Here is a 26,109-nt window from a genome sequence, read left to right as displayed (position 1 = left end):
TCCGCCCCTCAGGCCCGGGCCAGAAGCTGGGTGCGCGCATCTTCCGCCTGCACCACCTCGTCGGCGGCGATGTGGAAATCGCGGTCGTAGTTGAAGGTGTGGATGATCACGGCGGCGAGCACGCTGACGAAGGACAGCGCCGCCAGCCACCAGATGTACCAGATCAGGGCGAAGCCGCAGAGCGTCGCGAGGCCTGCGATGATCACGCCGGCGCCCGTGTTCCTCGGCATGTGGATCGGCCGGAAACCGGCGAGCGGGCGGGTATAGCCGCGCTTCTTCATGTCCGCCCAGGCGTCGAGGTCATGCACGATCGGCGTGAAGGCGAAGTTGTAGGCCGGTGGCGGCGAGGAGGTCGACCATTCCAGCGTGCGCCCGTCCCAGGGATCGCCGGTCGTGTCGCGCAACTGCTCGCGGCGCAGGATGCTGACGCCGATCTGGATCAGGAAGCAGGCGATGCCGAGCGCGATCAGCACGGCACCCATGGCCGCGATCACGAACCAGATCTGCAGCGAGGGATCCTCGAAGCGGCTGAGGCGCCGCGTCACGCCCATCAGGCCGAGGATGTAGAGCGGCATGAAGGCGACATAGAAGCCGATCACCCAGAACCAGAAGGAGAGGACGCCCCAGAACCGGTCGAGCTTGAAGCCGAAGGCCTTGGGGAACCAGTAGGCGATGCCGGCGAAGACACCGAAGACCACGCCGCCAATGATGACGTTGTGGAAATGGGCGATCAGGAACAGGCTGTTGTGCAGCACGAAATCGGCCGGCGGCACCGCGAGCATGACGCCGGTCATGCCGCCGATGACGAAGGTGATCATGAAGGCGAGCAGCCACATCATCGGCAGCTCGAAGCGGATGCGGCCGCGATACATCGTGAACAGCCAGTTGAAGATCTTCGCGCCCGTCGGGATCGAGATGATCATCGTGGTGATGCCGAAGAAGGAGTTCACGCTGGCGCCCGAGCCCATCGTGAAGAAATGGTGCAGCCAGACCAGGTAGGACAGGATGGTGATGACCACCGTGGCATAGACCATCGAGGCGTAGCCGAAGAGGCGCTTGCCGCAGAAGGTCGAGGCGACTTCGGAATAGACGCCGAAGATCGGCAGGATCAGGATGTAGACCTCCGGGTGGCCCCAGATCCAGATCAGGTTCACGTACATCATCGGGTTGCCGCCGAGATCGTTCGTGAAGAAGTTGGTGCCGACATAGCGGTCGAGCGTCAGCAGCGCGAGCGTCGCCGCCAGGATCGGGAAGGTCGCGACGATCAGCACGTTGGTGCACAGCGACGTCCAGGTGAAGACCGGCATCTTCATCATGTCCATGCCGGGCGCGCGCATCTTGACGATGGTCGCGATCAGGTTGACGCCGGACAAGGTCGTGCCGATGCCTGCGATCTGCAGGCCCCAGAGATAGTAGTCCATGCCCACCCCGGGCGAGTAGGCGGCACCCGAGAGCGGCGGATAGGCGAGCCAGCCGACCTTGGCGAACTCGCCGATGAAGAGCGAGGCCATGATCAGCACGGCGCCGCCGACCGTCATCCAGAAGCTGAAATTGTTGAGGAAGGGGAAGGCGACGTCACGCGCGCCGATCTGCAGCGGCACGACATAGTTCATCAGCCCGGTGACGAACGGCATCGCCACGAAGAAGATCATGATCACGCCATGGGCGGTGAAGATCTGGTCGTAATGGTGCGGCGGCAGGTAGCCCTCGTTGCCGGCGAAGGCGATCGCCTGCTGGCCGCGCATCATCAGCGCGTCGGCGAAGCCGCGCAGCAGCATGATGACGCCGAGGATCATGTACATGATCCCGATCTTCTTGTGGTCCACGCTGGTGAACCACTCATGCCAGAGATAGCCCCAGAGCTTGTACTTCGTGATCAGCGCGACGAGGGCGAGACCGCCGAGCAGGACGACGGCGAAGGTCACGACCAGGATCGGCTCGTGATAGGGGAACGATTCGAGGGTGAGGCGTCCGAAGAGGAACTTCCACCAGTCGGGATAGGAGGTCATGTTCGCCTCGCCTCGCGGCTCAGTTGACGGCGCGGGCGGTCACGCCCGCGGCGCCGTAGACATCGGTCGGCGTGCAGATCGCCATCACGAACGGGCGCGGCGGCAGCGGCTGTCCCCCGCGGCGCACGCTCTTGTCGTATTCGAGCGCCGCGACGGTATGAATGCCCTCCTTGCCGCCGCCGCCCTTGGCGTCCATCGCCATCATGTCGCGCGTGCACATCTTGGCGCGGTCGACGCACATGTTGAGGATCGCGGTAAAGAGATCGGAGGGGACGTCGCGGAAATAGCGCACCGGCTCGCGCTCGCTCGGTCGCTCGAGCACGAGATATTCGTCGCGCCCGAGCGTGCTGCCGCTGCGGATCGCACCCTGAACCCACTCGCCGAAGGCCGCATCATCGACGCCGCGGAAGCGGAAGCGCATGTCGGAGAAGCCGGCGCCGCTGTAATTGGCCGAGAAGCCCTCGAACTCGCCGGCATGGTTGATCACGGCGTTGAGCTTGGTCTGCATGCCGGGCATCGCATAGATCTGGCCGGCCAGCGCGGGAATAAACAGCGAGTTCATCACCGCGGAGGAGGTGATGCGGAACTCGATCGGCTGGTCGACCGGCGCGACCACCTCGTTGAGCGAGGCGATGCCCTGCGCCGGGTAGAGGAAGAGCCATTTCCAGTCGAGCGCCACGACCTGGATCACCAGCGGCTGCTTCCTGACCGCGCTGCTGCCCGCGCGCGCCTCGACGATCGGCTTGCCGGCCGCGATACGGTTGAGCGGGCGATAGGGATCGAGCAGATGCGTGCCCATCCAGGTCATCGCGCCGATGACGATGATGATCAGCAGCGGCACCGACCAGATCACCACCTCGAGCGGCAGCGAATGGTTCCAGTCGGGATCGTAGCTCGCCTTGGCGGAGGCGCGGTAGCGCCAGGCGAAGAAGATCGTCAGCGCCATCACCGGAACGATGACGAGCAGCATCAGCGCGGTGGAGGCCAGAAGCAGGTTTCGTTGTTGCAATGCAACATCGCCTGACGGCGCCAGCAGCACCCATTGGCAGCCGCCGAGCAGCGCGAAAAGCGGCAGAACCGCGATGATTCGAAAGATCCGCAAGAGAGTCGAGGCCTCCCCGTTCCGGGAACTGACGTTCTCTAGGTCCATTCTTTCGCGCCGCACATAAGACAATCTGTCCCATTGCGGCAGTTTGACGTGTTGCTTCTATCCACCGTATCCATTTGTCAGAGGTGCGGGCAAGTCCGGTCTCTCCGGACGGCCGCCAGCTTAGGAATTCGCGGTCATGAGCGCTGACGCGACGATCCAGACATCGGCCCTGCCGGCGGAAGATCACGGAAAGGACCATGTCAGCCCGGCCGATATCGCGCTCGGCGTCATCATCGGGCGGACGTCCGAATATTTCGACTTTTTCGTCTTCGGCCTCGGCTGCGTGCTGGTCTTCCCCGAGCTGGTCTTTCCCTTCGTCGACCGACTCACCGGCACGCTCTACGCGTTCGGCATCTTCGCGCTCGCCTTCGTGACGCGCCCGCTCGGCTCGGTGCTGTTCTTCGCGATCGACCGCAATTACGGCCGGACGACCAAGCTCACCGCCGCGCTCTTCCTGCTCGGCGGCTCGACCGCGGCCATCGCCTTCCTGCCGGGCTACCAGACGATCGGCATCTGGTCCTGCGTCATCCTCGCTGCCTTCCGCCTGCTGCAGGGCATCGCGCTCGGCGGCGCCTGGGACGGCCTGTCCTCGCTGCTGGCCCTCAACGCCCCGGCCAACCGGCGTGGCTGGTACGCGATGCTGCCGCAGCTCGGCGCGCCCTTCGGCTTCATCCTTGCCGCCGGGCTCTTCGCTTATTTCGAGGGCGCGCTGTCGAAGGAGGATTTCCTCGGCTGGGGCTGGCGTTATCCCTTCTTCGTCGCGCTCACCATCAACGTCGTCGCATTGTTCGCGCGGCTGCGCATGGTCGCGACCCATGAATTCGCGGAGCTGATGACCACGCGCGAGCTGGTGCCGATGCGAGTCTCCGAGCTTGTTCGCGCCCATGGCAGCACGCTCATCCTTGGCGCCTTCGTGCCATTGGCGAGCTTCGCGCTCTTCCACCTCGTCACCATCTTCCCGGTGAGCTGGATCAACCTCTTCACCAATCGCTCGGTCTCGGAATTCCTGCTGGTCCAGGCCGCCGGCGGCGTCGTCGGCGCCGGAGCGATCGTCACCTCCGGCCTGGTCGCCGACCAGATCGGGCGCCGCAACACGCTGCTGCTGTCCGGCGCGATGATCGGCCTGTTCAGCCTGTCCAGCATCATCGCGCCGCTGCTCTTCGGCGACAGCCAGGCGGGGCAGACGATCTATGTGATCATCGGCTTCGGGCTGCTCGGCCTCTCTTATGGCCAGACGGCCGGCGCGGTCGCCTCGAGCTTCGGCCAGCAATACCGCTACACCGGCGCGGCCCTCACCTCCGACCTCGCCTGGCTTATCGGCGCCGGCTTTGCGCCATTGGTGGCGCTGACGGTGTCGAGCACCTTCGGTCTTGCCTGGGTCGGCATCTACCTGCTCTCCGGCGCGCTCTGCACGCTGGCGGCGTTGGCGATCGATCGGCGCTCGGAAGCGCGCTACGGCTGATATGCGTTGTCGCCAGGATCGTCGGGACTCGATCGTGCCTCAGATCTCCCGGCCGTCCTTGATGCGGTACCAGACGAGGATCAGGCGAGCGAAACGCGCCACGATCGCGTGAAACGGGATCGTCGCGGGCTTGGTCGGCCGCAGTGCGAGCTCGTCGTCCGGAACGCCCTCGACGGCGTCGGCGAGCACCGGCCCCATCGCGCAGGCCAGCGCCAGGCCGCGGCCGTTGCAGCCGATCCAGGCGCATAGCCCGTCCTCCCGGCGATGGAGATGCGGCAGCCGGTCGGTCGTCATCGCGATCCGGCCGCCCCAGAAGTGCTGCATGGGAGCGGCCGGCAGCAGCGGGAACATTTCCGCGAGGCGCTCGGCGACCAGTGCCGGCAGGCGTCTGGCTGCTCCAATCTGGATGGCGAGCGCGCCGCCCGAGACCAGCCGCCCGTCACGGTCCTTGCGGAAATAGCGCAGATCCATCCGCGTATCGGACGAGGCCTCGTCATTCGGCAGGATCGTGTCGGCGAGTGGGCCGAGCGGATGGGTCGCAGCCTGATAGGAGGTCACCGGCACGATGGAGCGACGCAGCGCCGGCCAGAGCGTCCCGGTATGAGCGGCGGTGGCGAGCGCGACCTTGCCGGCGGTGATCTGGCCCGACGGCGTCTCGACGACCCAGCCGGTCCCATGTTGCCGCAGCCGCGTCGCCGGGGTGTTCTCGAAGATGCGCACGCCGTCCGAGGCGGCCGCTCGCGCGAGGCCGACCGTGAAGGCGTAGGGGTTGATATGTCCGCCGCCACGATGCTCCCAGCCGCCTCGATAGGAATCCGTGCCGAGCCGGCGGGCCATCTCGGCGGCTTCGACCGGCGCGGCGGCTGCTCCGGCCTGCGCCCATTGCCGGGCCAGACCCGCCACGCGTCGGGCGCGTCCGGGCGTATGAGCGGGCTGCAGCCAGCCGACGCGGCGCGCGTCGCAGTCGATGCCGTAGCGTTCGATCAGGGCGTAGAGGTGATCCGCGGAGCCGCGGACGAGTTCGATGAAGCGTTCGCCGCGCGCGCCCGGCCAGTGCTTGCGGATCGCCTCCGGGCCATGGCGCGTCAGGGCGGAGATCACCTGTCCGTTGGCGCGCCCGGAGGCGCCCCAGCCGATCCGGGCGGCTTCGAGCAATACGACATCGCGACCGCGCCGGCGCAGCTCGATCGCGGCGGCGAGGCCGGCAATGCCGCCACCGACCACCACCACATCCGCAGCGATCTCGCCGTTCAGGGCCGGCGCGGTGAAGTGCTCGCGGGACAGGGTCATCCAGAGCGGGGAAGGGGCGTCGACCGGCCAGCCGCTCACGCCGTCACCATCTCGATCGTCAGGCCGCATGTGTCGCGCAGGTCGTATCGAGCGGCCGTGGTCGCGGTGATGGTCAGATTGGCGGTGCCCGTGCTCGTTGTGACACCGGATTCGACCGCAAAGCGTGTGAGGGCATCGGCCTGCGGCACCGTGATGCCGGTGAGACCGGTGGCGCCGTTGGGATGCCGCATCAGCGCGGGCTGCCAGAGGACATCGCGGCTGTGATGCTGGCAGACCAGGCATTGCAGGCCGGGCGTTTCGTCCGGCTCGATACGGACCACTGAGAAGCGTAGTTCGGCGGCTTCGGTCGCGCGCGAGAAATGGCGCACGGGCCCAGCCGCAATGCCGCTCCGCGCGAGCCCGCCGGCAGCTGCATTGATGTCCTCGCTCGCAAAGGCGATCCCGCGCAGGCCGGGACCTTCGGCAAGGAGGCGGCGCCAGGTGAGATTGGCCTCGGTTTCCGCGACGATGCCCATGAGCTCGATATAGCTGCCATCCAGCATGACGCAGCGGTTCGCGGTCCCCATCGCCGCGCTGTGCCGCGTCTCGGGCGTCACCTGGAAGCCGGCCTGCGCGAAGGCGGCGCCCGCAGCGGCGAGATCGTCCACCAGGACCACAACATGGTCGATCGGCAAGGCGAGCGTCATGCCGCCACCGTCATCTTGTCGATGCCGTAGACCCGGTCGACGATCAGCAGTGCGACCACCGCCATCAGCAATTGCAGCGAGCTCAGCGCCGCGATCGTCGGGTCGAACTGGTTTTCCAGATAGCTCAGCATCACCACCGGCAGCGTGCCGGTGCTTGCGCTGGCGAAGAAATAGCTGATCGGCAGATTGTCGAAGGAAGTCAGGAAGGAGAACAGCGCGCCTGCCATGATTCCCGGCCGGATCAGCGGCAGCGTGACGTGCCAGAAGACGCGCGCCGGATCGGCGCCGAGGATCGCCGCCGCCTCCTCATAGGCGGAAGGCAGGCCGGCATAGACGCCCGCGACGGTCCTGATGACATAGGGCAGGCAGACGACCGTATGGGTGATCAGCAAGGCGGTGAAGGTGATGCCGATCCCGAGCCAGGACAGGAAGAACAGCGAGGCGAAGCCGATGACGATCATCGGCATCGAGAGCGGCGAGAGCAGGAAGGTCATCACCGCGCTGGCCCAGGCTCTCCGCGAGCGCGCCAGATAGAGGCAGGCCGGCACGCCGATCAGGCAGGAGAGCAGCGTCGCGGCGATCGCGACGCCGATGCTGACCTTCAGCGCGCCGACGAAAGGCTGATAGGCGAAGATGTTGGCGAACCACTTCAGCGACCAGCCGGGGATCGGGAAGGCGACATAGCCGGCCGAGGTGAAGGAGACGACGACGACCACGATGATCGGCGCCAGCATGAAGGTGAAGAACAGCACCGTGAAGGCGACGAGGCCGATATCGATCCAGTCCCGCTTGCGCGCGCGCATCGCTCAGGCTCCGCGACGGCGCACGAGGCGCAATTGCAGGAAGAGGCAGGAGAGCGCGACCACGAGCAGCAGCGTGCTCATCGCGCTCGCCATGCCGAAATCGCGGGTGGTGTTGAACTGCTGGTAGATCAGGAGCGGCAGGGTCTGGAGGCCGCCGCCGAGCAGGACCAGCGTGACGAAGCTGCCATTGGCGATCATGAAGACCAGGATCGCGCCGGTGCCGATGCCGTCGAGCGAGAGCGGCAGCGTGATCTCGCGGAAGGCGCGCAGGCGTCCGGCGCCGAGGATCTTGGCCGATTCCTCCAGCCGCCTGTCGACCGATTGCAGCACCGTCGCGATCGAGAGGACCATATAGGGCACGAGCACGTGCACGAGCGCGGCGATGGCGATGCCCGGCGAATTGGTCAGGCGCAACGGGGCCTCGATCAGCCCGAGCTGGTCGAGCAGCAGGTTGTTGACGAGGCCGCGCCGCGCGAACAGCACCTGCCAGCCGAAGGTGCGCATGATGATCGAGGTCAGCAGCGGGGCGATCAGCAGGAAGATGATCAGGCCCGCCCAGCGGCCGGACTTGCGCACCAGCACATAGGCGACGGGGTAGCCGATCACGATGCAGATCGCCGTGACGCCGGCCGAGAGCAGGATCGTCTCCGCCGTGACGCGCAGATAGAAGCTGTCGGTCAGCAATGCCGAATAGCGCGTCAGCGTCAGCTGGCCGTCGCCGCCGACGAGGCTGCGCATGCCGTTGTCGAGCAAAGGCAGCACGAAGAAGACGAAGAGGAAGAGCGCGGCCGGCAGCGCCAGCAGCCACGACATCCCTCGCGGCTTCTTGCGTCCGTCCAGTGCTGGCGCGGGAGCTTGCATCGTCACGACCTTCGTCCGGAAGTCGCTGCTGCCGCCCAAACGGGCGGCAGCAGCCCGCCGGTCAGCGTCCGATCTCGCGGTTCCAGCGGTTGACCCAGTCGTTGCGCACCTTGGCGATCTCCTCATAGGGCGGGAACTGGGTCTGCTGCCACGGCGTGATCCGCGGCTTGAGCTTGTCGCTGTAGACCACGTCGGTATTGGTCACGCCGTAGTTCATGATCTCGGCGAAGAGGGTCTGGTTCTTCGCGTCCAGCACCTCGTTGATGTAGTCCCAGGCCAGCGGGTCGGCATTGACTGGCTTCTGCACGGCGACGCCGTTGAGCGAGCCGCCTTCCAACGGGTTGATGAAGTCGATCCAGGTCGCGCCGGAATCGAAATGGTTCCAGGTCCGGCCGTCGAAATAGATGCCGAGCTCGGCTTCGCCGGACGAGAGGTGGTTGAAGAAGTCGTTCGGGCCGGCCCAGAAGACGAGGTTCTTCTTCATCTTCTCCATGGCCTTGAAGAACGGGTCGACGTTCTCAGTGCCGCCGCCGAAGGCCTTGGCCATGGCCCAGATCAGCATGATCGGCGTCACCGCATAGCTGATCGACGGGACCGAGGCGACGAACTCGCCCTTGGCGACGCGGTCGACGAATTCGGCGAAGGATTTCGGCGGATTCTTCACCCGGTTCTTGTTGAAGGTGATGCCGCCGACGCCGTAGTCGAACAGCGTGCCCTTGCCCATGACGGAGTCGGTCAGCTCCTTCGGGATCTTCGCCAGATTGGGCAGCTTCTCCACCGTGAAGTCGTCGACGAGGCCGGCCTTCGCTGCGGTCAGCGCGAGGTCGGGCGTCATGATCAGCACGTCGACCGGCGGCTTCTTCGGGCTGGCCTCGACCTGCGCGAGCCATTGCGGCGGCCCGCCGAGCGAGACATTGGCCTTCGCCTTGGTCTTGGCCTCGAACGGGGCGACGAAGCATTTGCGCACCGCCTCCTCCCAGACGCCGCCGAAGGCGGTGACCGTGATCGATTTGGCCTGCGCCCGCGCGAGGTGCGGCATCCCGCCAAGGCCGGCGGCGAGGGCGGTGGCGCCGCCGATAAATCTACGCCTGTCCAGCTTCGTCATCGCAGTGCTCCATGGTTCGAGGGCGTTTGCATCGGGCTGGTGTCAAAGCGCGGCGGCCGCGGCTGCGAGCCGGTCTCGCGCGCTGCGCAGGGCATCGTCGTCGGCCCCGCTGCGCGGGAAGCCGTCCGGCAGGGCGCAGAGCGCCTGCGCGAGGATATCACGGCGGCGGCGCTGCCGCGCCGAGCCGGGCAGGGCGACGAGCCGCGCATTCAGCCGGTCCATTAGCTCGGGTGTGAAGACCGAATCCCAGCGCTCGCGCTCCGGCCCGTGGCCGCCGGCGGGCTGCATGGTGGCGCGGCGCAGCCTGGTCTCGGCTTCGTCCACCGTGCCGCCATGGATCACCACGCCATAGTCGCGGACGGCCGCCTCCGCGCTGACGAAGCCGTTGCGCACATCGTGCAGCACGGCCCCGGTATCGCGCTCGGCCGGATCGCCCCAGCCGCCCGCGCCGGGCGTCAGGAAGGAGACGGTGTCGCCGGCATTGATGGTCAGGACGTCGATCTTGCCGAGCCGGCGCTCGCCGGAGAGGCCGCGATTGACGATCAGCTCGCCCGGCGCGCCCGGCCGGCCGCCGTTCGATCCCCACGGCCTGAACAGCAGGCGCTCCATGCCGCGACCGAGCACATTGGTGTCGTCGGTGAGGGCGCGGAAGGTGAGTTCCATGCCGCAGCCGCCGCGCCAGCGCCCGGCGCCGCCGGAATCGGGCCGCAGGGCATAGCTGATGATCTCGACGCCGAGCTCGGCCTCGACGGTCTCGACCGGATTGTTGGCGAGGTTCGAGATGCCGCTGTCGCGGCCGTCGACGCCGTCCCGGCCGGAACGGGCGCCGGTGCCGCCGATCATCGGCTCGATCACCTGGACGCGCCGGCCGCCGCGGCCGTCGGGCTCGGCCATGACCACCGGGATCACGGTGCCGGAGGAGGCCGCCGGCATCACCTGCGGCAGCGCCAGGCCGAAGGCGCCGTTGAGCACGTCGTTGACGCGGATCGCCGCGGCATGGCGCACGCCGGTCGCCGCCGGCTCCTGCGGGTTGACGAGGCTGCCTTCGGGCGCGGTGATCCTGACCGGCTCGAGCAGGCCGGCATTGAGCGGCGTCGTCGGATCGAGCGTGTTGACCAGCGCCAGCACGCGCAGGGTCAGCCAGGCATGCGGGCGTCCGCGCGAGGGGATGTTCATCGCGGTCGCGACCTGCGGGTCGGTGCCGGTGAAGTCGAGATGGACCGTCCCGTCGGCGAAGGTCGCCGCGAGCGCGATGCGCACGGGCAGCTGCGTCGCGGCGTCGTCGTCGAGATAGTCGCTGAAGCGATAGGTGCCGTCCGGTACGCGCCTCAGCACGGCGCGCGCCTTCTGCGCGGCATAGCTCATCAGATCGGTCGCGGCGACGCAGACCGCCTCCGCCCCGTGCTGGCCGATGGTCTGCTCCAAGCGGCGCCGGCCGGCCGCCAGCGCGGCCAGCATGGCGCGGATATCGCCCATGTTCGCCTCGGGCGTGCGGCTGTTGGCGTCGAGGAAGAGGCGCACCTCCGGCACCATCTCGCCGCGCCGCATCAGCTTGACCGGCGGGATGCGCAGACCTTCCTGGAAGATCTCCGTATTGACCGGCGAGATGCTCGACGGCACGCGCCCGCCGACATCCGAGCAGTGCACGAAGCACCAGCCATAGGCGACGATCCGGCCCTCGTGGAAATAGGGCTCGATCATGTGCAGATCGGGCAGATGGGTGGAGAGGCCCTCCGAGCGATAGGGATCGTTGGTCAGGATGACGTCGCCCGGCTCGAGCGGCCCCACGGCCGCAATCGTCGGCAGGCATTCGAGCCCGACGAAGCCGGAGACGCCGATCGAGCGCGGATAGGCGAAGAAGCGCCCGTCGAGCCCGGCCAGGGCGCAGGCGAAATCGGCGGTTTCCTTGACGTAGAGCGTGCGGCCGGTGCGCTGCAGCGTCAGGCACATCTCCTCGCTGACCGCTGCGAGCTTGTTGCCGAGGATCGCGAGCGTGACCGAATCGAGCTTCATGACGGCTGTCTTTCGAGATGCAGATTGCCGGCCTCGTCCGCCCGCGCGCTCCAGCCGGGCAGCAGGATCGTGGTCGTGTCCTCCTGCTCGATGATCGCCGGCCCGCTCACCGTGTCGCCGGCGCCGAAGGCAGCGCGGCCGTAGACCGCCGCATCGAGCCAGGCGCCGCGGCGGAACAGCGGACGACGGCCGTTGGCCTGCGGCTGGCCGCTGCCTGCGGGAATCCGGGGCTGGGTCAGCTTCGGGGTCTCGCCGACCATGGCGAGCCGCGCCGTGCCGAGCTCGACCGGGCTGTCGCCGTCGCGGAAGCCGTAGATGCGCTCATGTTCGCGGTGGAAGGCCTCGGCCACCGCGTCCTGCGTGCGGCAATCCTCGTTCAGCCGCACGCGCAATTCATAGGCCTGGCCGGCATAGCGCATGTCGACCCCGCGCTCGATCCGCCGGCCGGTCGCCTGCTCGCCTTCGTGGTCGAGCCAGGCGGTGCCTTCGGCCGCAAGCTCGGCGAAGACGGTTTGCAGCAGCGCGGCGCTCGCCGCATCGAGAGGGCGGCGCAGGCTGCGCACGAAGTCGCGGCGCAGATCGGCCGCCACCGCGCCGAGCGCGCAGAAGGTCCCGGCAGCAGGCGGGATGACGACGCTGCCGATGCCGACCTCCTCGGCCAGGAGGTTGGCATGGGTCGGTCCAGCCCCGCCGAAGGGCACGAGCGCGAAGCCCGCGGGATCGAGCCCGCGCGCGGCGAGGGTCTTGTAGAGCTCGGTCGCCATGCCGGCCGTGGTGACGGCGAGCGCTCCTTCGGCCGCACGCGCCGCACCATCCGGCCCGGCGAGCCCGATGCGCTCCGCGACCGCCGCCAGGGCCTGCTCGGCGGCGCCCTTGTCCAGCCGCATGCGCCCCCCGAGGAAGCCGCCGGGGTCGATATAGCCGAGCGCCAGATAGCAGTCGGTGACCGCTGGCTCTTTGCCGCCGCGGCCATAGGAGACCGGGCCGGGCATGGCGCCGGCGCTCCGTGGCCCGACCTTGAGGACGCCGTGCCCGTCCACCCAGACGATCGAGCCGCCGCCGGCGCCGATCGCCGAGACATCGACGACCGGCAGGACAAGCGGCAGCCCGCCAATGTCGGTGCGCGTCGCCAGTTCCGCCGAGCCGGCATGAGCGACGGCGATGTCCGAGGACGTGCCGCCCATGTCGAAGGAAATGATCGCGCTGACGCCAGCCGCTTCCGCCAGCCGGGCCGCCGCCATCACGCCCGAGGCGGGGCCGGACAGGATCGTCTCGACCGGTCGGTCGATGGCGGAGGCCAGGCTGAGCGAGCCGCCATTGGAGGCGGTCACCAGGATCGGCGCCTCGACGCCGTCGCGGGCGAGGCCCTGCCTCAGCCCGGCGAAATAGCGCTGCATCAGGGGCTGGATATAGGCGTTGAGGCAAGCGACCAGGGTTCGTTCGTATTCGCGGATCTCCGGCCAGATCGCTGCGGCCGAGGTGATGGCGAGGCCGCCTGCGCCGGCCGAGAGCTTCTCGGCCAGCGCGATCTCGACCTCCGGCCTGGCATAGCCGTTGATCAGGACGAGGGCGGCGGCATCGGCTCCCAGGGCCTTGAGCTCGGCGGCGACGCGCGCGATCTCGGCCTCGTCCGGAGCATGCGTGACCTCGCCGGCCGCCGACAGGCGCGCATCGATCTCGACGATGGCGCAGCGCGGGACCAGCGGCTCCTCCTTGCTCGAATGGAAATCGAAGGAGGAGGGCATGCGGCTGCGGGCGATCTCCAGGATGTCGCGGAAGCCCTTGCTGACCACGAGCGCGATGGTGGCGCCGCGCCGCTGGATGATCGCGTTGAGGCCGATCGTCGTGCCGTGCATCAGCAAAGAGACGTCGGCCGCGGTCAGGCCGGCCTTGCCGAGCAGCGACTTAAGCCCCTCGATCAAAGCGCGCGACGGCTCGTCCGGAGTCGACGGCTCCTTGTAGTAGACCAGCCCGCCGCCCTGCGGATCGGCCAGCACGAAATCCGTGAAGGTGCCGCCGACATCGATGCCGATCCGCGCGCCCTGTCCCTGTGAACTCGTCATGCAACCTCACTCCGCATCGATCGGCACCGCGTCCTGCGGCGCCCAGCCGAGCGTCAAACCATCGCCGAGGCGGAAGGAGACGGTGCCGAGCGGCCCGTCCGCCTGCCGATAGACGATCAATTCGCGCCCGAGCTGCGCGGCCTCGACCTGATAGGCGGCATAGTTGCCGCGAAACACGGCGCCGACGACTCTGCCTGCGAAGTTGGCGCCGTCGCCGGGCTCAGCTGCGAGCCGCATCCGCTCCGGCCTGACCGAGAGCGTCAGCGCGGCGCCCGGCGTCGCCGGCTCGGCCAGCGGCACCGGCACCTCGCCGCCCGGCCCGGGCAGGATGAGGGTGCGGCCATCGGGCGCGACCTTGCCTGCGAAGATGTTCGAGGCCCCGAGGAATTCGGCGACGAAGCGGCTCTGCGGCCTGTCGTAGATGTCCGTCGGCGTGCCGATCTGGAGGATGCGCCCGCCCTGCATCACCGCGACCCTGTCCGACATCGACAGGGCCTCTTCCTGATCATGGGTGACCAGCAGCGTCGTGATGCCGAGGCGCTGCTGCATGCTCCTGATCTCGAACTGCATGCTCTCGCGCAGCGACTTGTCGAGCGCGCCCAGCGGCTCGTCGAGCAGCAGCACCTTCGGATTGACGATGAGCGAGCGGGCGAGCGCGACGCGCTGCTGCTGGCCGCCCGAAAGCTGCGACGGGTACATGTCGGCGCGGTCCGGCAGCCGGATCAGCTCCAGCATCTCCGCCACACGCCGGTCGCGCTCGGCCCGGCCGACATCGGCCATGCGCAGGCCGAAGCCAATGTTCTCGGCAACGGTGCGATGCGGGAACAGGCTGTAGTTCTGGAAAACCATGCCGAGCTTGCGCCGATGTGGCGGCAGGCGCGACACGTCCGCTCCGCCGATCAGGATGGCCCCTGAATCGGGATATTCGAAACCCGCGACCATGCGCAGGGTCGTGGTCTTGCCGCAGCCGGAGGGGCCGAGCAGCGCGACGAGCTCGCCCGCCGAGACATCGAGATCGAGATCGCGGACAGCGAGGACGGAGTCATAGGATTTGCGGACGCCGCTGAGCGTCAACGTCTCTGCCGAACCCCGCCCGGCAGTCGTCATCGAGGCACCCCGGCACGGGGCAATATCGTCTTTGGCGACGGCATGGGAAAACCGTTCCCTTTTGATTTTGTAGCGCTACAATGGCAGAGCGATCAGGTGAGTCAAGCACCGTTCCATGTTCTCGTGCACGGGGCGAACTGACCGGTTCAGGAGCGAAGGTCAGCCTTGCCGGCCGGGGGGGAGCGCGATGACGAAATGCGGGGACATGACGGGACCCGTCACCATGCAATCCGTCGCGAAGGCGGCCGGCGTCTCGCCGATGACAGTGTCGAACACGTTCAAGTATCCGGAGCGCGTGCAGGAGGAGACGCGCCGGCGCGTTCGCGAAGTCGCCGCCGAACTGGGCTATATCCCCAATCATGCGGCCGGCAACCTCGCCTCGGGCCAAAGCCGCGTCATCGGCGCGGTCATCCCCTCGATCAAGAACTCCAGCTTCTACAAATATGTCCGCGGCATGCAGGATGCGGCCGCCGAAGACGGCTACGAACTCGTACTCAAACTCGCCGATACGAAACGGCATGAGACCGCGGCGATCCGGACCTTCATCGGCCTGCGCGTGGCGGGGCTGACGCTGGTCGGCAAGGAGCATGAGGACCAGGCCGTCGATCTGCTGCGGAAGACCGGCGTGCCGGTGGTCGAGACCTGGGTCCATGGCGATCCGCTCGACATGGCCGTCGGTTATTCCTCCGCGGCCGCGACGCGGGCCATGGTCGACCATCTCGTCGCCGTCGGCTGCCGGCGCATCGGTTTCGTCGGATATGCGGGCGATGTCGCAGGCCGCTACACGGAGCGATTGCCGGCGTTCGAGCAGCGCATGAGCGAACATGGGCTCGCCCCGGATCTATGCCATCTCGCCGACGAGGCCGACGGCTTCGGCGCCGGCCCGAAGGCGCTCGAAGCCCTTTGCCGGATGGATATGTCGATCGACGCCCTGCTCTGTCCGACCGACATCGTCGCCGCCGGGGTGCTTTTCGAGTGTGGTCGGCGCGGCTGGAAGGTGCCCGAGCGTCTCGCCGTCGCCGGCTGGGGCGACTACGAGATCGCGTCGGAGATCTCGCCGCAGCTCACGACTGTCCAGCCCAACGCCTATGAGATGGGGCGCGGCGCGATCGAGATGGTGATCGCGCGCGCATCTGGCCTCGAGCCGGAGGACAGTGTCAGGAATACCGGTTTTGAAGTGGTCGCGCGGGCGAGCACGGACAATGCAGGCTCCGACGCTGCGTAGACTGGGATGATCACGCGGCCAGCCGCGGATCGAGGACGTCGCGGAGGAAATCGCCGAGGATGTTGGTTGCGAGCACGAGAGCGAAGATCACCAGGCTCGGAATGATCGTGACGTGCGGCGCGAAGAAGAAGAAATTGACGCCTTGCGCCGCCATTGTGCCGAGCTCCGGCGTCGGCGGCTGGGTTCCCAGGCCGAGAAAACCCAGTGACGCGGCCAGCAGGATTGCCTGGCCCAGGCGCAAGGTCAGGAACACCACGATCGTCGACAGGCAATTCGGCAGGACATAGCGCAGCAGCAAGCCGGCATCGGTCAATCCGACGACGCGCCCGGCGGCGATGTAGTCCTGCGCGATCACCGTCAGCGCGGCTCCTCGCGCGATCCGCGCGGCGAGGGGAATGGTCGAGATCGCCAGGGCGATGACGACCGAGAGCGTGCCCGCGCCGATGATCGCGGCGACCGCCAGGCCGAACAGGATCGCGGGGAAGGAGAGCAGCACGTCCATGACGCGCATGATCAGCCCGTCGAGCCGGGGATAGAACGCTGCGATCGACCCTGCCGCCGTGCCGATGGCGCCGCCGATCGCGATGGCCGCGAAGCCGATCAGGCTCGTCAGCCTGAGGCCGAACAGGACGCGGCTGAAGATGTCGCGTCCCTGGCCGTCGGTGCCGAACCAGTGCATGCTGCCCGGCGGCTGCATGATCCGCGTCAACTCGATGTGAAGCGGATCATAGGGCGCCAGCCACGGGGCGAAGATCGCGCCGAAGGCCATCAATGCGAGGACGGCCAGGGCCAGCATGGCCGGGTAGTCCGTCCCGAAGTGGCGTCGGAAGCGCGACAGCGCGCGCCGGGGCGAGGCCGGGCCTGGAGCGAGCGTCATCGGGCCTGAATCCTCGGATCGAGCACGGCATAAAGCAGATCGACGATGATGTTGATGGCGATGAAGCCGAGCGCGAGCGCGATGATTGCGCCCTGCGCGACCGGCAGGTCGTTGGCGACGATCGCGCCGACGGCAAGACGGCCGACGCCGGGCCAGGAGAAGATCGTCTCGGTCACGATCGCGCCTCCGAGCAGATAACCGATCTGCAGCCCGATCAGCGTGGTCACCGGGATCAGCGCGTTGCGCAGAGCATGGCGGCCGACGATGACGCTCTCCGCCAGGCCCTTGGCCCGCGCGGTGCGGATATGGTCGGCGCCGAGCACCTCGAGCATCGAGGTGCGGGTGATGCGGGCCACCGGCCCGATGAAGATCAGTCCCAGGCAGATCGAGGGCAGGATGGCGTGGCGCAGGCCGTCGACGGTCCAGAGCGGTCCGCCGCGCCCGGTAAACGGCAGCCATTGCAGCTTGAAGCCGAAGACCCAGAGCAGCGCCATACCGATCAGGAAGGCCGGCAGCGAGATGCCCGCCACCGCCCCGCTGATGATCAGCCGATCGAGGATGCCGCCGCGCGAGATGGCGGCGACGACGCCGAGCAGGATCGCCATCGGAACGGCCCAGATCAGGCATAGCGCGATCAATTCCAGCGTCGCCAGGAACGAGCGCGACAGCTCCTCCGCCACCGACATGTTGTTGACCAGCGAAGTGCCGAGATCGCCGCGAAGGACGCTGCCGACATAGCGCAGGAACTGCTCCCAGAGCGGGCGGTCCAGCCCCATTTCGCTGCGGATTTGCGCGATGACGTCTGCACTCGCGGTCGGCCCGGCCCGGATCGTGGCCGGGTCGGACGGGACGAGGTTCAGCAGCGCAAAGCCGATCAGCAGGACGCCGAAGACCACCGGGATCGCCAGCAGCAGGCGCTGCACCGTGTATTTCAGCATGGGCGGCCTCCCGGTCTTCGAGCGCTCAGGCGAGGGCCTGTTCCGGCGCCTTGCGCGGCTTCACTTCATTCGGCCGGAGGACCTGGACGACGAAGTGCTCGACCTGCGGCTCATAGGCTTTCCAGAGCTCGCGCAGCTTGGCCTGCGGCTCGGGTTCCAGATCGACGCGCAGGTCGACGAGCGGCCAATCCTGCTCGTCGACGACGAGGAGCGCGGCCGACATGATCGGCTGGGTTTCGCCGCCCGCTGTCAGCCCGGCATCGATCGCGCCGAGCAGCTTCTCGACGAAGGGCACGTCCGTCGCGCCTTCGAAATAGTCGACCATCGCTTTGGGTACATCGGGATTGGCGATGACATTGCCGGTCGAGACGCAGTTGCGGCCCTGGTGGCCGGCATTGATCGAGGGAATCTTCGGCCCGCTGAAAAAGGCGGTCCGGCCCTCGCGGTCGATCGCTGCGACCTGGCGCTGGTCGGGGAACTCACTCTCCTCGATCAGGCGGCGCACCGTCTCCTCGGCGCTGAGGCCGGCGGCCAGGAAGTCGAGGCCCTTGGGCCCGAGCCGGATGTCGCTGCGATGCTGGGAGGTCACGGCGCCGATCCTGGCGCGCGCCCAGGGGCAGCGATTGCCGACCGCGATGCTGGAGGTGGCGATGCCGATGCCGAACATGCCGGTCGCTTCGTCGCGGGCGATCAGGGAAAAGGTCATCTTGGTCTCCTGCGTCAGATGGTCGGTTGCGCTCAGCCGAGCCAGGACCGCGCCCGGTCCTGCAGGGACAGGGCGAAGGTCATCGGCGGCATGAACCAGGGAATGCCGTGGTAATAGGGTCGGCTCGGCAATTCATTGCCGGCAAAGAAACTGGTCGTGCTGCCGGTCATGACCATCTCGGCGATCCTGTGGCCGAGATAGCTGCTCATCACGATCCCTGAGCCGTTGCAGCCGAGCACGTAGTGCAGCTTGCCCCTCCGGCCGATGTGGGGAACTCGGTCGAAGGTGAAGCCGACGCGACCCTCCCAGGCATGGCTGACGCCGGCGTCGGCCAGTGTCGGGAAGGCCTGGACCATCACCTCCTTCAGGCGGCGGGCAATGGCGATCGGATCGACGCGGTCGACCTGTAGGGCACGGCCGCCGACCAGTAGCCGCCGCCGGTCGGGGCTGGCGCGGAAGGCATAGGCGAGCTTGCGCGTGTCGTTGATCAGCCGGCCCGCGGGCAGCAGGCGGTCCACCGTGCCGGCCGGTAGCGGCGATGTCGCGATCATGTGGCTGCCGACCGCGATGACGCGGCGGCGATACCAGGGCAATTCGCGCCCGGTATAGGCGTTCGTCGCCAGGATGACCTCCGGGGCGGTCAACGCGCCGCGCTCGGTGATGACCCTCGTCGCCGCACCGCTTTCCGTGATCCCGGTCACGGCGGTATGCTCGATCACGGTGACGCCCGCGGCTTTCGCGAGCTGCAGCAGGCCGTGATGATATTTAGCCGGATCGAGGCCGCCATCCTGCGGCAGCACCATGGCGCCGTGATAGAGGTCGGTGGCGAGCTCGGCGCGCAGGCCGGCCTTGTCGATCATCTGGGCAGGAATGCCGAAGCGGGTCGCCAGCAAGTCCGCCTGCTTGTCGAGGGCCGCCATATCGCCTGGCGTCCAGGCGCAGATCAGCCGGCCGGTCAGTGCGAGGTCGCAATCGATCCGCTCGTCGCGGATGAAATTGCGAAACCAGCCATAAGCATCCCAGGTCTCGCGGAGCAGCGCATCGGCCCGCTCTGCGCCGAAAGCCCTGGCGAGCGCCGCAAGACTCTGGCGCAGGCGTCCGCCGATCATGCCGACGCTGCGCGTGCTCGCACCATGCCCGGCACTCTTGGCTTCGATGACGACCACGGAACGGCCGGCGCGCGCCAGGGCGATCGCCGCTGACAGGCCGGCATAGCCGGAGCCGACGACCACGACCTCGGCTGTCTCCGGAAGCGGGCCGGGCTCGGCCGTGCCCTGCGGCACGGCCTCCCACCAATAGGGCTCGGCCTTGAAGTCGTCGGACAGCAAGGCTGGGCTCACTTGGCGATCTCGATGTCGAGACCCTTGTAGACGGCGCTGTTGTAGATGCCGTGGACGGCGACGCCCTTCACCCGCTTGGTCGAGAACAGGAACAGGCGCTCGTGCACCAGCGGGATGAGCAGGGCCTGGTCGGCGACGATCTTTTGGACGCCGGCGTAGGCCTGCGCCTTCTTGCCGGCGTCGAGGCTGGTCTGGCCGGTGGCGAGCAGGTCGTCGGTGGCCTTGTCCTTCCAGTTGAAGCGGTTCGGCGCCGGCACATTGGCCGAGTGGAACATCATCAGCACCTCGCCGGCCGTGGCATAGGGCGAGAACAGCGCGTAGCCGTCGAAGTCCGGGGAGGTGTTGATCTGGGCCATCGCGGCCGCCGGCTCGACCAGCAGCAGCTTCAGGTCGATGCCGACCTGCTTCATATAGCCCTGGATCGCCTCGAGCCTGGAGCGCCAGCCCGCGGTTCCTGCCGCCAGGATCGCGGGCGCCAGCCGCTCGCCGTCCTTGTAGCGGAAGCCGTCGGCGCCCGGCTTCCAGCCGGCTTCATCGAGCAGCGCCTTGGCCTTCGCCGGATCGTAGCTCGCTTGGCTCGCGCCGGAATAGTCGAGCGTGCCGGGGCTGACGAGCGTCTTGGCCGGCCGCGCCTGTCCGAACCACATGCTCTTCGCCAGCGCCTCGCGATCGACCGCCAGGTTCATCGCCTGGCGCACCTTGAGATCGCTGGTCATCTTGCGATTGGGCCGCAGCCCGAGATAGGCCGAGTAGTTCGAGACGCGCGGCTCCGCCTTGGTCAGCATCGGCAGCTTGCTGAGCTGATCCACCGACCATTCGGGCAGCACATAGGAGATGTCGCCGGCGCCGGTCTGCATCGCCGCCAGGATCGCGCTCTCCTCCGGGATCACGCGCCAGACGATCGCGTCGACCTTGGCCGGCCCCTTGTTGGCGTAGATCGCCGGGCCCCATTTGTAGGCGTCGTGGCGCAGCACGGTGAACTGGTCGCGCGGCCGCCATTCGCCCCAGCAGAACGGGCCGGTCCCGTTCAGGCCCTTGACGCCGAAATCGGCGCCGAGCTTCTCGACATTGGCGCGGTCGACGATCGAGCCAAAGCTCTGCGCCAGATGCAGCAGCAGCTCGTTGTGCGGCTCCTTGAGCGTGTAGACGACGGTGACGTCGTCCTTGGCGACGATGTCGGCGACCTTGCCCAGGCGCCAGGCGGCGGGGGAGCGCGTCTCGGGCGCGATCAGGCGCTTCAGCGAATAGACGACATCGGCGGCCGTCATCGGCTTGCCGTCGCAGAATTTCACGTCATCGCGCAGGCTGAACGTGTAGGTCAGCCCGTCATCGGACAGCGACCAGGATTTCGCCAGGAGCGGACGCAGCGTCTTCTGGTCGTCCTCGACCGCGACCAGCGTATCCGCCAGCATGAACAGGATCTCGGCCGCGCCGCGCCCGGTGACCTTGTGCGGATCGAATCCGACAGAATCGTTCCGGACCAGGATCGTCACGGTCCTGTCCTTGGCCGGCGGGTTCGCCGCCGCTGCCGAAACGCAGCCGGCGAGCAGCGCCGCCGCGACCATGATTGCGCGAGCCATAGCCATCATTCCCCTCCGTTCTTGCTTGCGAGATAGTCGATCGCCGAGAGGGCATGGACGCGCAGCACGGCGAACAGCTCGTCGACCGTGACATGCTCCTCACGGTGGCCCATCGTCTTGGGGGAGGGGCCGTAGAGATAGGCGGGGATGCCGCGCCAGCGCCAATAGCGCGCATCCGACCCGCCGAGGCTGACGATCGGCACGGCTTCCTGGCCCGTCACCTGCCGCGTGTTGTCACGCAGGATCTCCACCATCTCGCCGGCGGGATCGCACCAGCTCGACGGGTAGCTGTGGTCGGGCCGCGTCTCCCGCGTCACCATCGGATAGCGCGCGAGGATGGCGGCGAGCTCGGCCTCGACCCGCTCGATGCCGAGGCCGGGCGGCATCCGCACCTCGACTTCGAGAAGGCATTCGTCGGGCAGCATGTTGACCTTCAGCCCGCCCCTGATCACGCCGATATTGACCGTCGCCCGGTCGACGATTTCGGCGGCGCCGTCGCCCAGGCTGAGATTCGTCGCCCGGCGCGCCTCCGGCGAAGCGATCGCGGCGGCGACCGTCGCGGGCAGTTCGGGACGCAACTCGGCCAGTGCCTCCAGATCGGCGGCCAGCCTGCAGGCGATCTTGATCGCGCTGTCGCTGAGATGCGGATAGGCGCCGTGAGCGCCGCGGGTGCGCACCGTCAGCGCCATGCGCAACGCGCCCTTTTCGCCGAAGCGCAAGGTGGCGAGCCCGCTCGGCTCGCCGTTGAGGCAGCAATCGCCGCTCACCTCGTCGGGAATGGTCTCGAACAAATGGCGGGTGCCGAAGCGGCCGCCTGTCTCCTCGTCGGAGACCACCGTCAGCGTCAGCCGGCCGGAGAGCTCTCCCATCAGCTCCGCCAGATAGCGATAGGTGAAGATCGAGGCCGTGGTGCCGCACTTCATGTCGGCGGCGCCGCGGCCATAGATCCGGCCGTCGACGACGTCGCCGCTCCACTGGCTGCGCTGGCCGGGGATCTCCTCGATCGCCGGGAACACGTCAATGTGCCCGTTCAGGACGAGGTGCCGCCCCGGACGGCCTGCCGTGACGGAGCCGACGATGTTGGGCAGGTGATCCTGGGCGCTGATCACCCGGAAGGGCAAGCAGTTCGCCGTCAGGAAGCTCTCGACATGGCCGCTGGCGAGCCGGGTGTCGCCCGGCGGATTGGGCGATTTCGCCTGGAGGAAGCCTGACAGGAACGCGATGATCTCCTCGCGGTCCCGCTCGATCCAGCCGAGCACGCGCTCCTTCAACAAAACGGCGTCGGCCATATGAAAGCCTGCTTGTTAGCGCTAACGTTACCGCTAACATCCAGGTTTATGTTTTCCTTCCTGTCAAGTAGGGTGTTGCGGCCAAGTGGGTCGGGAATGCCCGGATGGTATGCAGCAGAGCCGATCGATGAGCCTCGACCCCATGAAGCGGCCCTCGGGCTGGGCCACGATGTCCGACGTGGCGCAGGCGGCAGGCGTCTCGTTGATGACGGTCTCGCGCGTGTACAAGAACTCGTCCGCAGTCAGCGCTGCGACGCGAGAGCGTGTCTTGGCCGAAGGCGAGCGCCTCGGCTTCGTTCCGAACCTGCTCGCCGGCAATCTGGCCTCCGGCCGCAGTGCGATGATCGGGATCGTCGTCCCCTCGCTGCGCAATTCCAACAATGCCAGCAGCATCCAGGGCATGGCGGACTGCCTGCGGCAGTCCGCCTACCAGTTCATGATCACCAATGTCGGCTATTCGCTCGAGGAGGAGGCGGCGGCGGTCGAGGCCTTCATCAGGCGGCGGCCGGACGGCCTCGTGCTGACGGGCACCCGCCATAGCGAGGAGACCTATGGGCTGCTGCGCGGCTCCGGGCTGCCCGTCGTCGAGGTCTGGGAGACCGAAGGGCCCCTGATCGACATGGCGGCCGGCTTCAGGAACCACGATGCCGGCGGCGACATCGCGCGCCATCTGATCGCCAGGGGCTATGACCGGATCGGCTATATCGACTATCCCGTGCCCGGCTTGCGGCGCTACGACGCCCGGCGTGAAGGGGCGCTCGCGGCGCTGCGCGAGGCCGGACTTCCGGCCGATCTCGTCGTCTCGCCCCAGCATGCCGCCGACGCGGCGGAGGATTCGGCCAGTTTCCGTGGCGGCGCGCGTGGGCTCGCGCAATTGCTGGAGAAGGGCGATGTCCGGGCGGTGCTGTGCGCTTCGGATCTGCTGGCGATCGGCGTCATCTTCGAGGCGCAGCGCCGCGGATTGGGGGTCCCGGACGACCTCGCCGTCGCCGGTTTCGGGGATTTCGAGATCGCGGCCGAGATTCCGCCCGGTCTCACCACGATCAGGACGCATGGCTATCAAATGGGCTGGGCCGCCGCCGACATGCTGATCGCGAGGATCGAGGGCAGGCCGCTGGACGCTCCGGTGCGGGATGTCGGCTATTCGCTCGTCTCGCGCGGCAGCGCGTGATTGAGGTCATCGGGGCAGGGCGGGCGGAGCAGCCAGCCGGTATGCGGCGATCAGCGCCGACCTGTTCCTGCGATGCAGGGCTGCCGGCTTGCCTCGCTTCGGAGCAGCCCTAGACTGGCGTCATGGCACATTCCCTCAAGCCCGGTGCGACGCCGGCAGCCGTCTCCGCCGGCCCGAACCAGCCGAACCTCGACTCAGATGCGGTCTGGGAGGCCCGACGCGATCTCGCCGCCTGCTTCCGCATGGCGGCGCGCTATGGCTTCGAGGAGGGCATCTGCAACCATTTCTCGGCGCTGGTGCCGGGCTATGACGACCTCTTCATCGTCAATCCCTATGGCTGGGCCTTCCGCGAGCTCACCGCATCAAAACTGCTGATCTGCGATTTCCACGGCAATGTCGTCGCCGGCGAGGGCCAGCCCGAGGCGACCGCCTTCTACATCCATGCCCGCATCCACAAGAACCTGCCGCGCGCCCGCGTCGCCTTCCACACCCACATGCCCTATGCGACGGCGCTCTCGATGACCGAGGGCGATCCCCTGATCTTCGCCGGGCAGACCGCGCTGAAGTTCTACGGCCGCACCGCGATCGATCGCGACTATAACGGCCTTGCCCTCGATGAGCGCGAGGGCGACCGCATTGCCGGCGCGGTCGGCGATGCCGACATCGTCTTCATGAAGCACCATGGCGTCATGGTGCTCGGCCCGACCATCGCCGAGGCCTGGGACGATCTCTATTATCTCGAGCGCGCCTGCGAGGTGCAGGCGCTGGCGCTCTCGACTGGGCGCCAGGTGCTGCCGGTGAAGCCGGAGATCGCCGAGGCGGCCTACCAGCAGATGCGCGAGGGCGATCCGGAATCGGCGCGCCTGCACCTGGCCTCGATCCGCCGCCAGCTCGACGCCGAGGAGCCGGTCTATCGGGATTGAGACCTACGCGCCGAACTCCCGCAGCAACCCGTCCAGCCGCGCGATGCCAGCGGCGATCTGGTTCTCGTCGAGTGCGGCATAGCCGATGACGAGGCCGGCGCGGCGCTCGGGATCGTCCGGCCGGTCATAGAGCCCGCTGACGCCGTAGAGGCCGAGCGAGGCGCTCGCTGCCCGCTCCGTCAGCTCGCTCTCGCGCGCTTGCGGCAGCCCGTTGATCCAGGCGAGGACATGCAGGCCGGCATCGGTGCCGGCGGTCGTCACGCGCTCGCCAAGCCGCTCGCGCAGGGCCTTCAGCAGGGCGGCTCGCCGCTCGCCATTGCGGCGCCGGATGCGGCGGACGTGTCGTTCATAGGCGCCGCCTTCGATCAGTTCAGCCAGCGCGGCCTGTTCCAGCTCAGGCGTATGGCGATCAACCATGCGCTTGGCCCGCGCGAACACCTCGCGCAGCGCCGGCGGCAGCACGAGATAGCCGAGCCGCAAGGTTGGCGAGAGCGTCTTCGAGACGGTGCCGAGATAGATCACGCTGCCGGCCTGGTCGAGCGAGCGCAAAGGCGGCACCGGGCCGACGCCATGGCGGTACTCGGCATCGTAATCGTCCTCGATGACGAATGCGCCATGGCGCGCGGCCCAGGCCAGCAGCCCCAGCCGGCGCGGTGCCGACAGGATGCTGCCGAGCGGCAATTGATGCGAGGGCGTCACGAAGGCGAGCCGAGCTGGCGGAAGCTTTGCGGTTTGCATGCCCTCGCGATCGACCGGTTGCGGCGAAAGCTCGGCGCCCGCCGTGAGGAAGGCCTGGCGCGCAAGATTGTAGCCGGGATCCTCGATGACGACGCGGTCACCGGGGTCAAGCAGTAGCCGAGTGCAGAGATCGAAGCCCTGCTGCGAGCCGTTGACGACGAGGATATCGTCAGCCTCGCAGCGCAGGCCCCGGGCGCGCCAGAGATAACCCTGCAAGGCTGTCCGCAACTCCGGCAGGCCGCGCGGATCGCCATAGCGCAGGCGCGTCGGCCGCTTCGCTACCGCCTCCGCCAGCGCCCGCCGCCAGGCCAGAGTGGGGAAGTCGCCGCCGGCGAGCTCGCCATAGCGGAAATCGAGCGCGAAGGGCTGCGGGGTCCAGGGAATGGGCGCGGCGGATGCTAGCCGCCGTCCATAGGCGGAGAGCTCGGTGGACCGTGGCGCCGGCTTATTCCCTTGGATCGACTCCGGCCGCGCCAACCCGACTGCGACCCGGGCCCGCGCGCCCGGCCGGGTTTCGAGAAAGCCTTCGGCGGCCAATTGCTCGAAGGCGGCTGTGACGGTGGTGCGCGACAGCCCCCATTCGCCGGCGAGTGCCCGCGTCGATGGCAGGCGCGAGCCGGGTGTGTGGACACCGGCCGCGATCTCGCGCTTGATCGCCGCAACGACCCGGCGCTGGGCGCCGCTCTCGCTTTCAACTGGCCCAGCCGGAATGCTCGAAACTGGTCGTTTCATGCAGGCCAGATTAGCGGCATGACGACGGCGACCGCAAGGAG

General features: G+C 67.9%; 21 protein-coding genes. 4 read left to right on the top strand and 17 right to left on the bottom strand.

Going from position 1 to position 26,109, the window contains the following annotated elements; translation table 11 throughout:
- Nucleotides 1-8: 8 nt before the first annotated feature.
- On the bottom strand, nucleotides 9-2,009 hold the full coding sequence (cyoB, locus tag BMZ69_RS12730) for a cytochrome o ubiquinol oxidase subunit I (RefSeq protein WP_092157009.1): 2,001 nt from the start codon (nucleotides 2,007-2,009) through the stop codon (nucleotides 9-11).
- 19 nt (nucleotides 2,010-2,028) lie between these two features.
- Complete coding sequence (gene cyoA / locus BMZ69_RS12725) at nucleotides 2,029-3,111, bottom strand: ubiquinol oxidase subunit II (RefSeq protein ID WP_092157008.1); 1,083 nt, start codon at nucleotides 3,109-3,111, stop codon at nucleotides 2,029-2,031.
- Between the two features lie 184 nt (nucleotides 3,112-3,295).
- On the opposite strand from cyoA, the gene BMZ69_RS12720 reads away from it, so the two are divergent.
- The gene (locus BMZ69_RS12720) at nucleotides 3,296-4,621 is read left to right on the top strand and encodes an MFS transporter (protein WP_092157007.1); all 1,326 of its coding nucleotides are present in this window, start codon (nucleotides 3,296-3,298) and stop codon (nucleotides 4,619-4,621) included.
- 39 nt (nucleotides 4,622-4,660) lie between these two features.
- Here the strand turns inward: BMZ69_RS12720 and BMZ69_RS12715 are convergent, their stop codons facing one another.
- The 8 genes from BMZ69_RS12715 to BMZ69_RS12680 form a co-directional block, all read right to left on the bottom strand.
- The gene (locus BMZ69_RS12715; RefSeq protein ID WP_092157006.1) at nucleotides 4,661-5,950 is read right to left on the bottom strand and encodes an NAD(P)/FAD-dependent oxidoreductase; all 1,290 of its coding nucleotides are present in this window, start codon (nucleotides 5,948-5,950) and stop codon (nucleotides 4,661-4,663) included.
- Nucleotides 5,947-6,597 (bottom strand): VOC family protein, encoded by a 651-nt coding sequence (locus tag BMZ69_RS12710; RefSeq protein WP_092157005.1) that lies wholly within the window; start codon nucleotides 6,595-6,597, stop codon nucleotides 5,947-5,949. Before BMZ69_RS12710 ends, BMZ69_RS12715 begins: the two co-directional genes overlap by 4 nt.
- Nucleotides 6,594-7,400 carry an ABC transporter permease gene (locus BMZ69_RS12705; protein WP_092157004.1) on the bottom strand — a complete coding sequence of 269 codons (807 nt, stop codon included), beginning with the start codon at nucleotides 7,398-7,400 and terminating at the stop codon, nucleotides 6,594-6,596. Before BMZ69_RS12705 ends, BMZ69_RS12710 begins: the two co-directional genes overlap by 4 nt.
- 3 nt (nucleotides 7,401-7,403) lie before the next feature.
- A complete protein-coding gene (locus BMZ69_RS12700; RefSeq protein WP_244543344.1) occupies nucleotides 7,404-8,213 on the bottom strand; it encodes an ABC transporter permease in 810 nt (269 codons plus the stop codon).
- Between the two features lie 109 nt (nucleotides 8,214-8,322).
- Entirely contained in the window at nucleotides 8,323-9,366 is a 1,044-nt protein-coding gene (locus tag BMZ69_RS12695; protein ID WP_092157003.1) for an extracellular solute-binding protein, read from the bottom strand.
- A gap of 42 nt (nucleotides 9,367-9,408) precedes the next feature.
- Nucleotides 9,409-11,379, bottom strand: a complete 1,971-nt coding sequence (locus BMZ69_RS12690; RefSeq protein ID WP_092157002.1) for a hydantoinase B/oxoprolinase family protein — start codon at nucleotides 11,377-11,379, stop codon at nucleotides 9,409-9,411.
- The gene (locus tag BMZ69_RS12685; protein ID WP_092157001.1) at nucleotides 11,376-13,442 is read right to left on the bottom strand and encodes a hydantoinase/oxoprolinase family protein; all 2,067 of its coding nucleotides are present in this window, start codon (nucleotides 13,440-13,442) and stop codon (nucleotides 11,376-11,378) included. Before BMZ69_RS12685 ends, BMZ69_RS12690 begins: the two co-directional genes overlap by 4 nt.
- 6 nt (nucleotides 13,443-13,448) lie before the next feature.
- Entirely contained in the window at nucleotides 13,449-14,549 is a 1,101-nt protein-coding gene (locus BMZ69_RS12680) for an ABC transporter ATP-binding protein (RefSeq protein WP_092157000.1), read from the bottom strand.
- A gap of 205 nt (nucleotides 14,550-14,754) precedes the next feature.
- On the opposite strand from BMZ69_RS12680, the gene BMZ69_RS12675 reads away from it, so the two are divergent.
- Entirely contained in the window at nucleotides 14,755-15,774 is a 1,020-nt protein-coding gene (locus tag BMZ69_RS12675) for a LacI family DNA-binding transcriptional regulator (protein ID WP_244543343.1), read from the top strand.
- Nucleotides 15,775-15,784: 10 nt separating this feature from the next.
- On the opposite strand, the gene BMZ69_RS12670 is transcribed toward BMZ69_RS12675, so the two are convergent.
- The 6 genes from BMZ69_RS12670 to BMZ69_RS12645 are packed head-to-tail and all read right to left on the bottom strand — an operon-like array spanning nucleotide 15,785 to nucleotide 22,504.
- Nucleotides 15,785-16,651: an ABC transporter permease gene (locus BMZ69_RS12670; RefSeq protein WP_092156998.1), complete on the bottom strand. Its 867-nt coding sequence runs from the start codon at nucleotides 16,649-16,651 to the stop codon at nucleotides 15,785-15,787.
- Nucleotides 16,648-17,589, bottom strand: coding sequence for an ABC transporter permease (locus BMZ69_RS12665; protein WP_092156997.1), 942 nt, complete (start codon nucleotides 17,587-17,589; stop codon nucleotides 16,648-16,650). Before BMZ69_RS12665 ends, BMZ69_RS12670 begins: the two co-directional genes overlap by 4 nt.
- 25 nt (nucleotides 17,590-17,614) lie before the next feature.
- Nucleotides 17,615-18,295 carry a DUF1028 domain-containing protein gene (locus BMZ69_RS12660; RefSeq protein WP_092156996.1) on the bottom strand — a complete coding sequence of 227 codons (681 nt, stop codon included), beginning with the start codon at nucleotides 18,293-18,295 and terminating at the stop codon, nucleotides 17,615-17,617.
- 32 nt (nucleotides 18,296-18,327) lie between these two features.
- Complete coding sequence (locus tag BMZ69_RS12655) at nucleotides 18,328-19,635, bottom strand: NAD(P)/FAD-dependent oxidoreductase (RefSeq protein WP_175506782.1); 1,308 nt, start codon at nucleotides 19,633-19,635, stop codon at nucleotides 18,328-18,330.
- A complete protein-coding gene (locus BMZ69_RS12650; RefSeq protein WP_175506781.1) occupies nucleotides 19,632-21,221 on the bottom strand; it encodes an ABC transporter substrate-binding protein in 1,590 nt (529 codons plus the stop codon). Before BMZ69_RS12650 ends, BMZ69_RS12655 begins: the two co-directional genes overlap by 4 nt.
- Complete coding sequence (locus tag BMZ69_RS12645; protein WP_092156993.1) at nucleotides 21,221-22,504, bottom strand: M20/M25/M40 family metallo-hydrolase; 1,284 nt, start codon at nucleotides 22,502-22,504, stop codon at nucleotides 21,221-21,223. Before BMZ69_RS12645 ends, BMZ69_RS12650 begins: the two co-directional genes overlap by 1 nt.
- A gap of 127 nt (nucleotides 22,505-22,631) precedes the next feature.
- Between BMZ69_RS12645 and BMZ69_RS12640 the strand changes: the two genes are divergently transcribed.
- Together BMZ69_RS12640 and BMZ69_RS12635 are read left to right on the top strand one after the other, a co-directional pair.
- Nucleotides 22,632-23,675, top strand: coding sequence for a LacI family DNA-binding transcriptional regulator (locus tag BMZ69_RS12640; RefSeq protein WP_175506780.1), 1,044 nt, complete (start codon nucleotides 22,632-22,634; stop codon nucleotides 23,673-23,675).
- A gap of 122 nt (nucleotides 23,676-23,797) precedes the next feature.
- Nucleotides 23,798-24,598: an aldolase gene (locus BMZ69_RS12635; RefSeq protein WP_092156991.1), complete on the top strand. Its 801-nt coding sequence runs from the start codon at nucleotides 23,798-23,800 to the stop codon at nucleotides 24,596-24,598.
- A 3-nt stretch (nucleotides 24,599-24,601) separates the two neighbouring features.
- Here the strand turns inward: BMZ69_RS12635 and BMZ69_RS12630 are convergent, their stop codons facing one another.
- The gene (locus tag BMZ69_RS12630; protein WP_092156990.1) at nucleotides 24,602-26,068 is read right to left on the bottom strand and encodes a MocR-like pyridoxine biosynthesis transcription factor PdxR; all 1,467 of its coding nucleotides are present in this window, start codon (nucleotides 26,066-26,068) and stop codon (nucleotides 24,602-24,604) included.
- Nucleotides 26,069-26,109: the final 41 nt, after the last annotated feature.

It is taken from the genome of Allobosea sp. CRIB-10 (genome assembly GCF_900112185.1).
Lineage (GTDB): Bacteria > Pseudomonadota > Alphaproteobacteria > Rhizobiales > Beijerinckiaceae > Allobosea.
The sequence above is the reverse complement of the archived record's forward strand: the minus strand, read 5'-3'. Positions and strand labels throughout refer to the sequence as shown.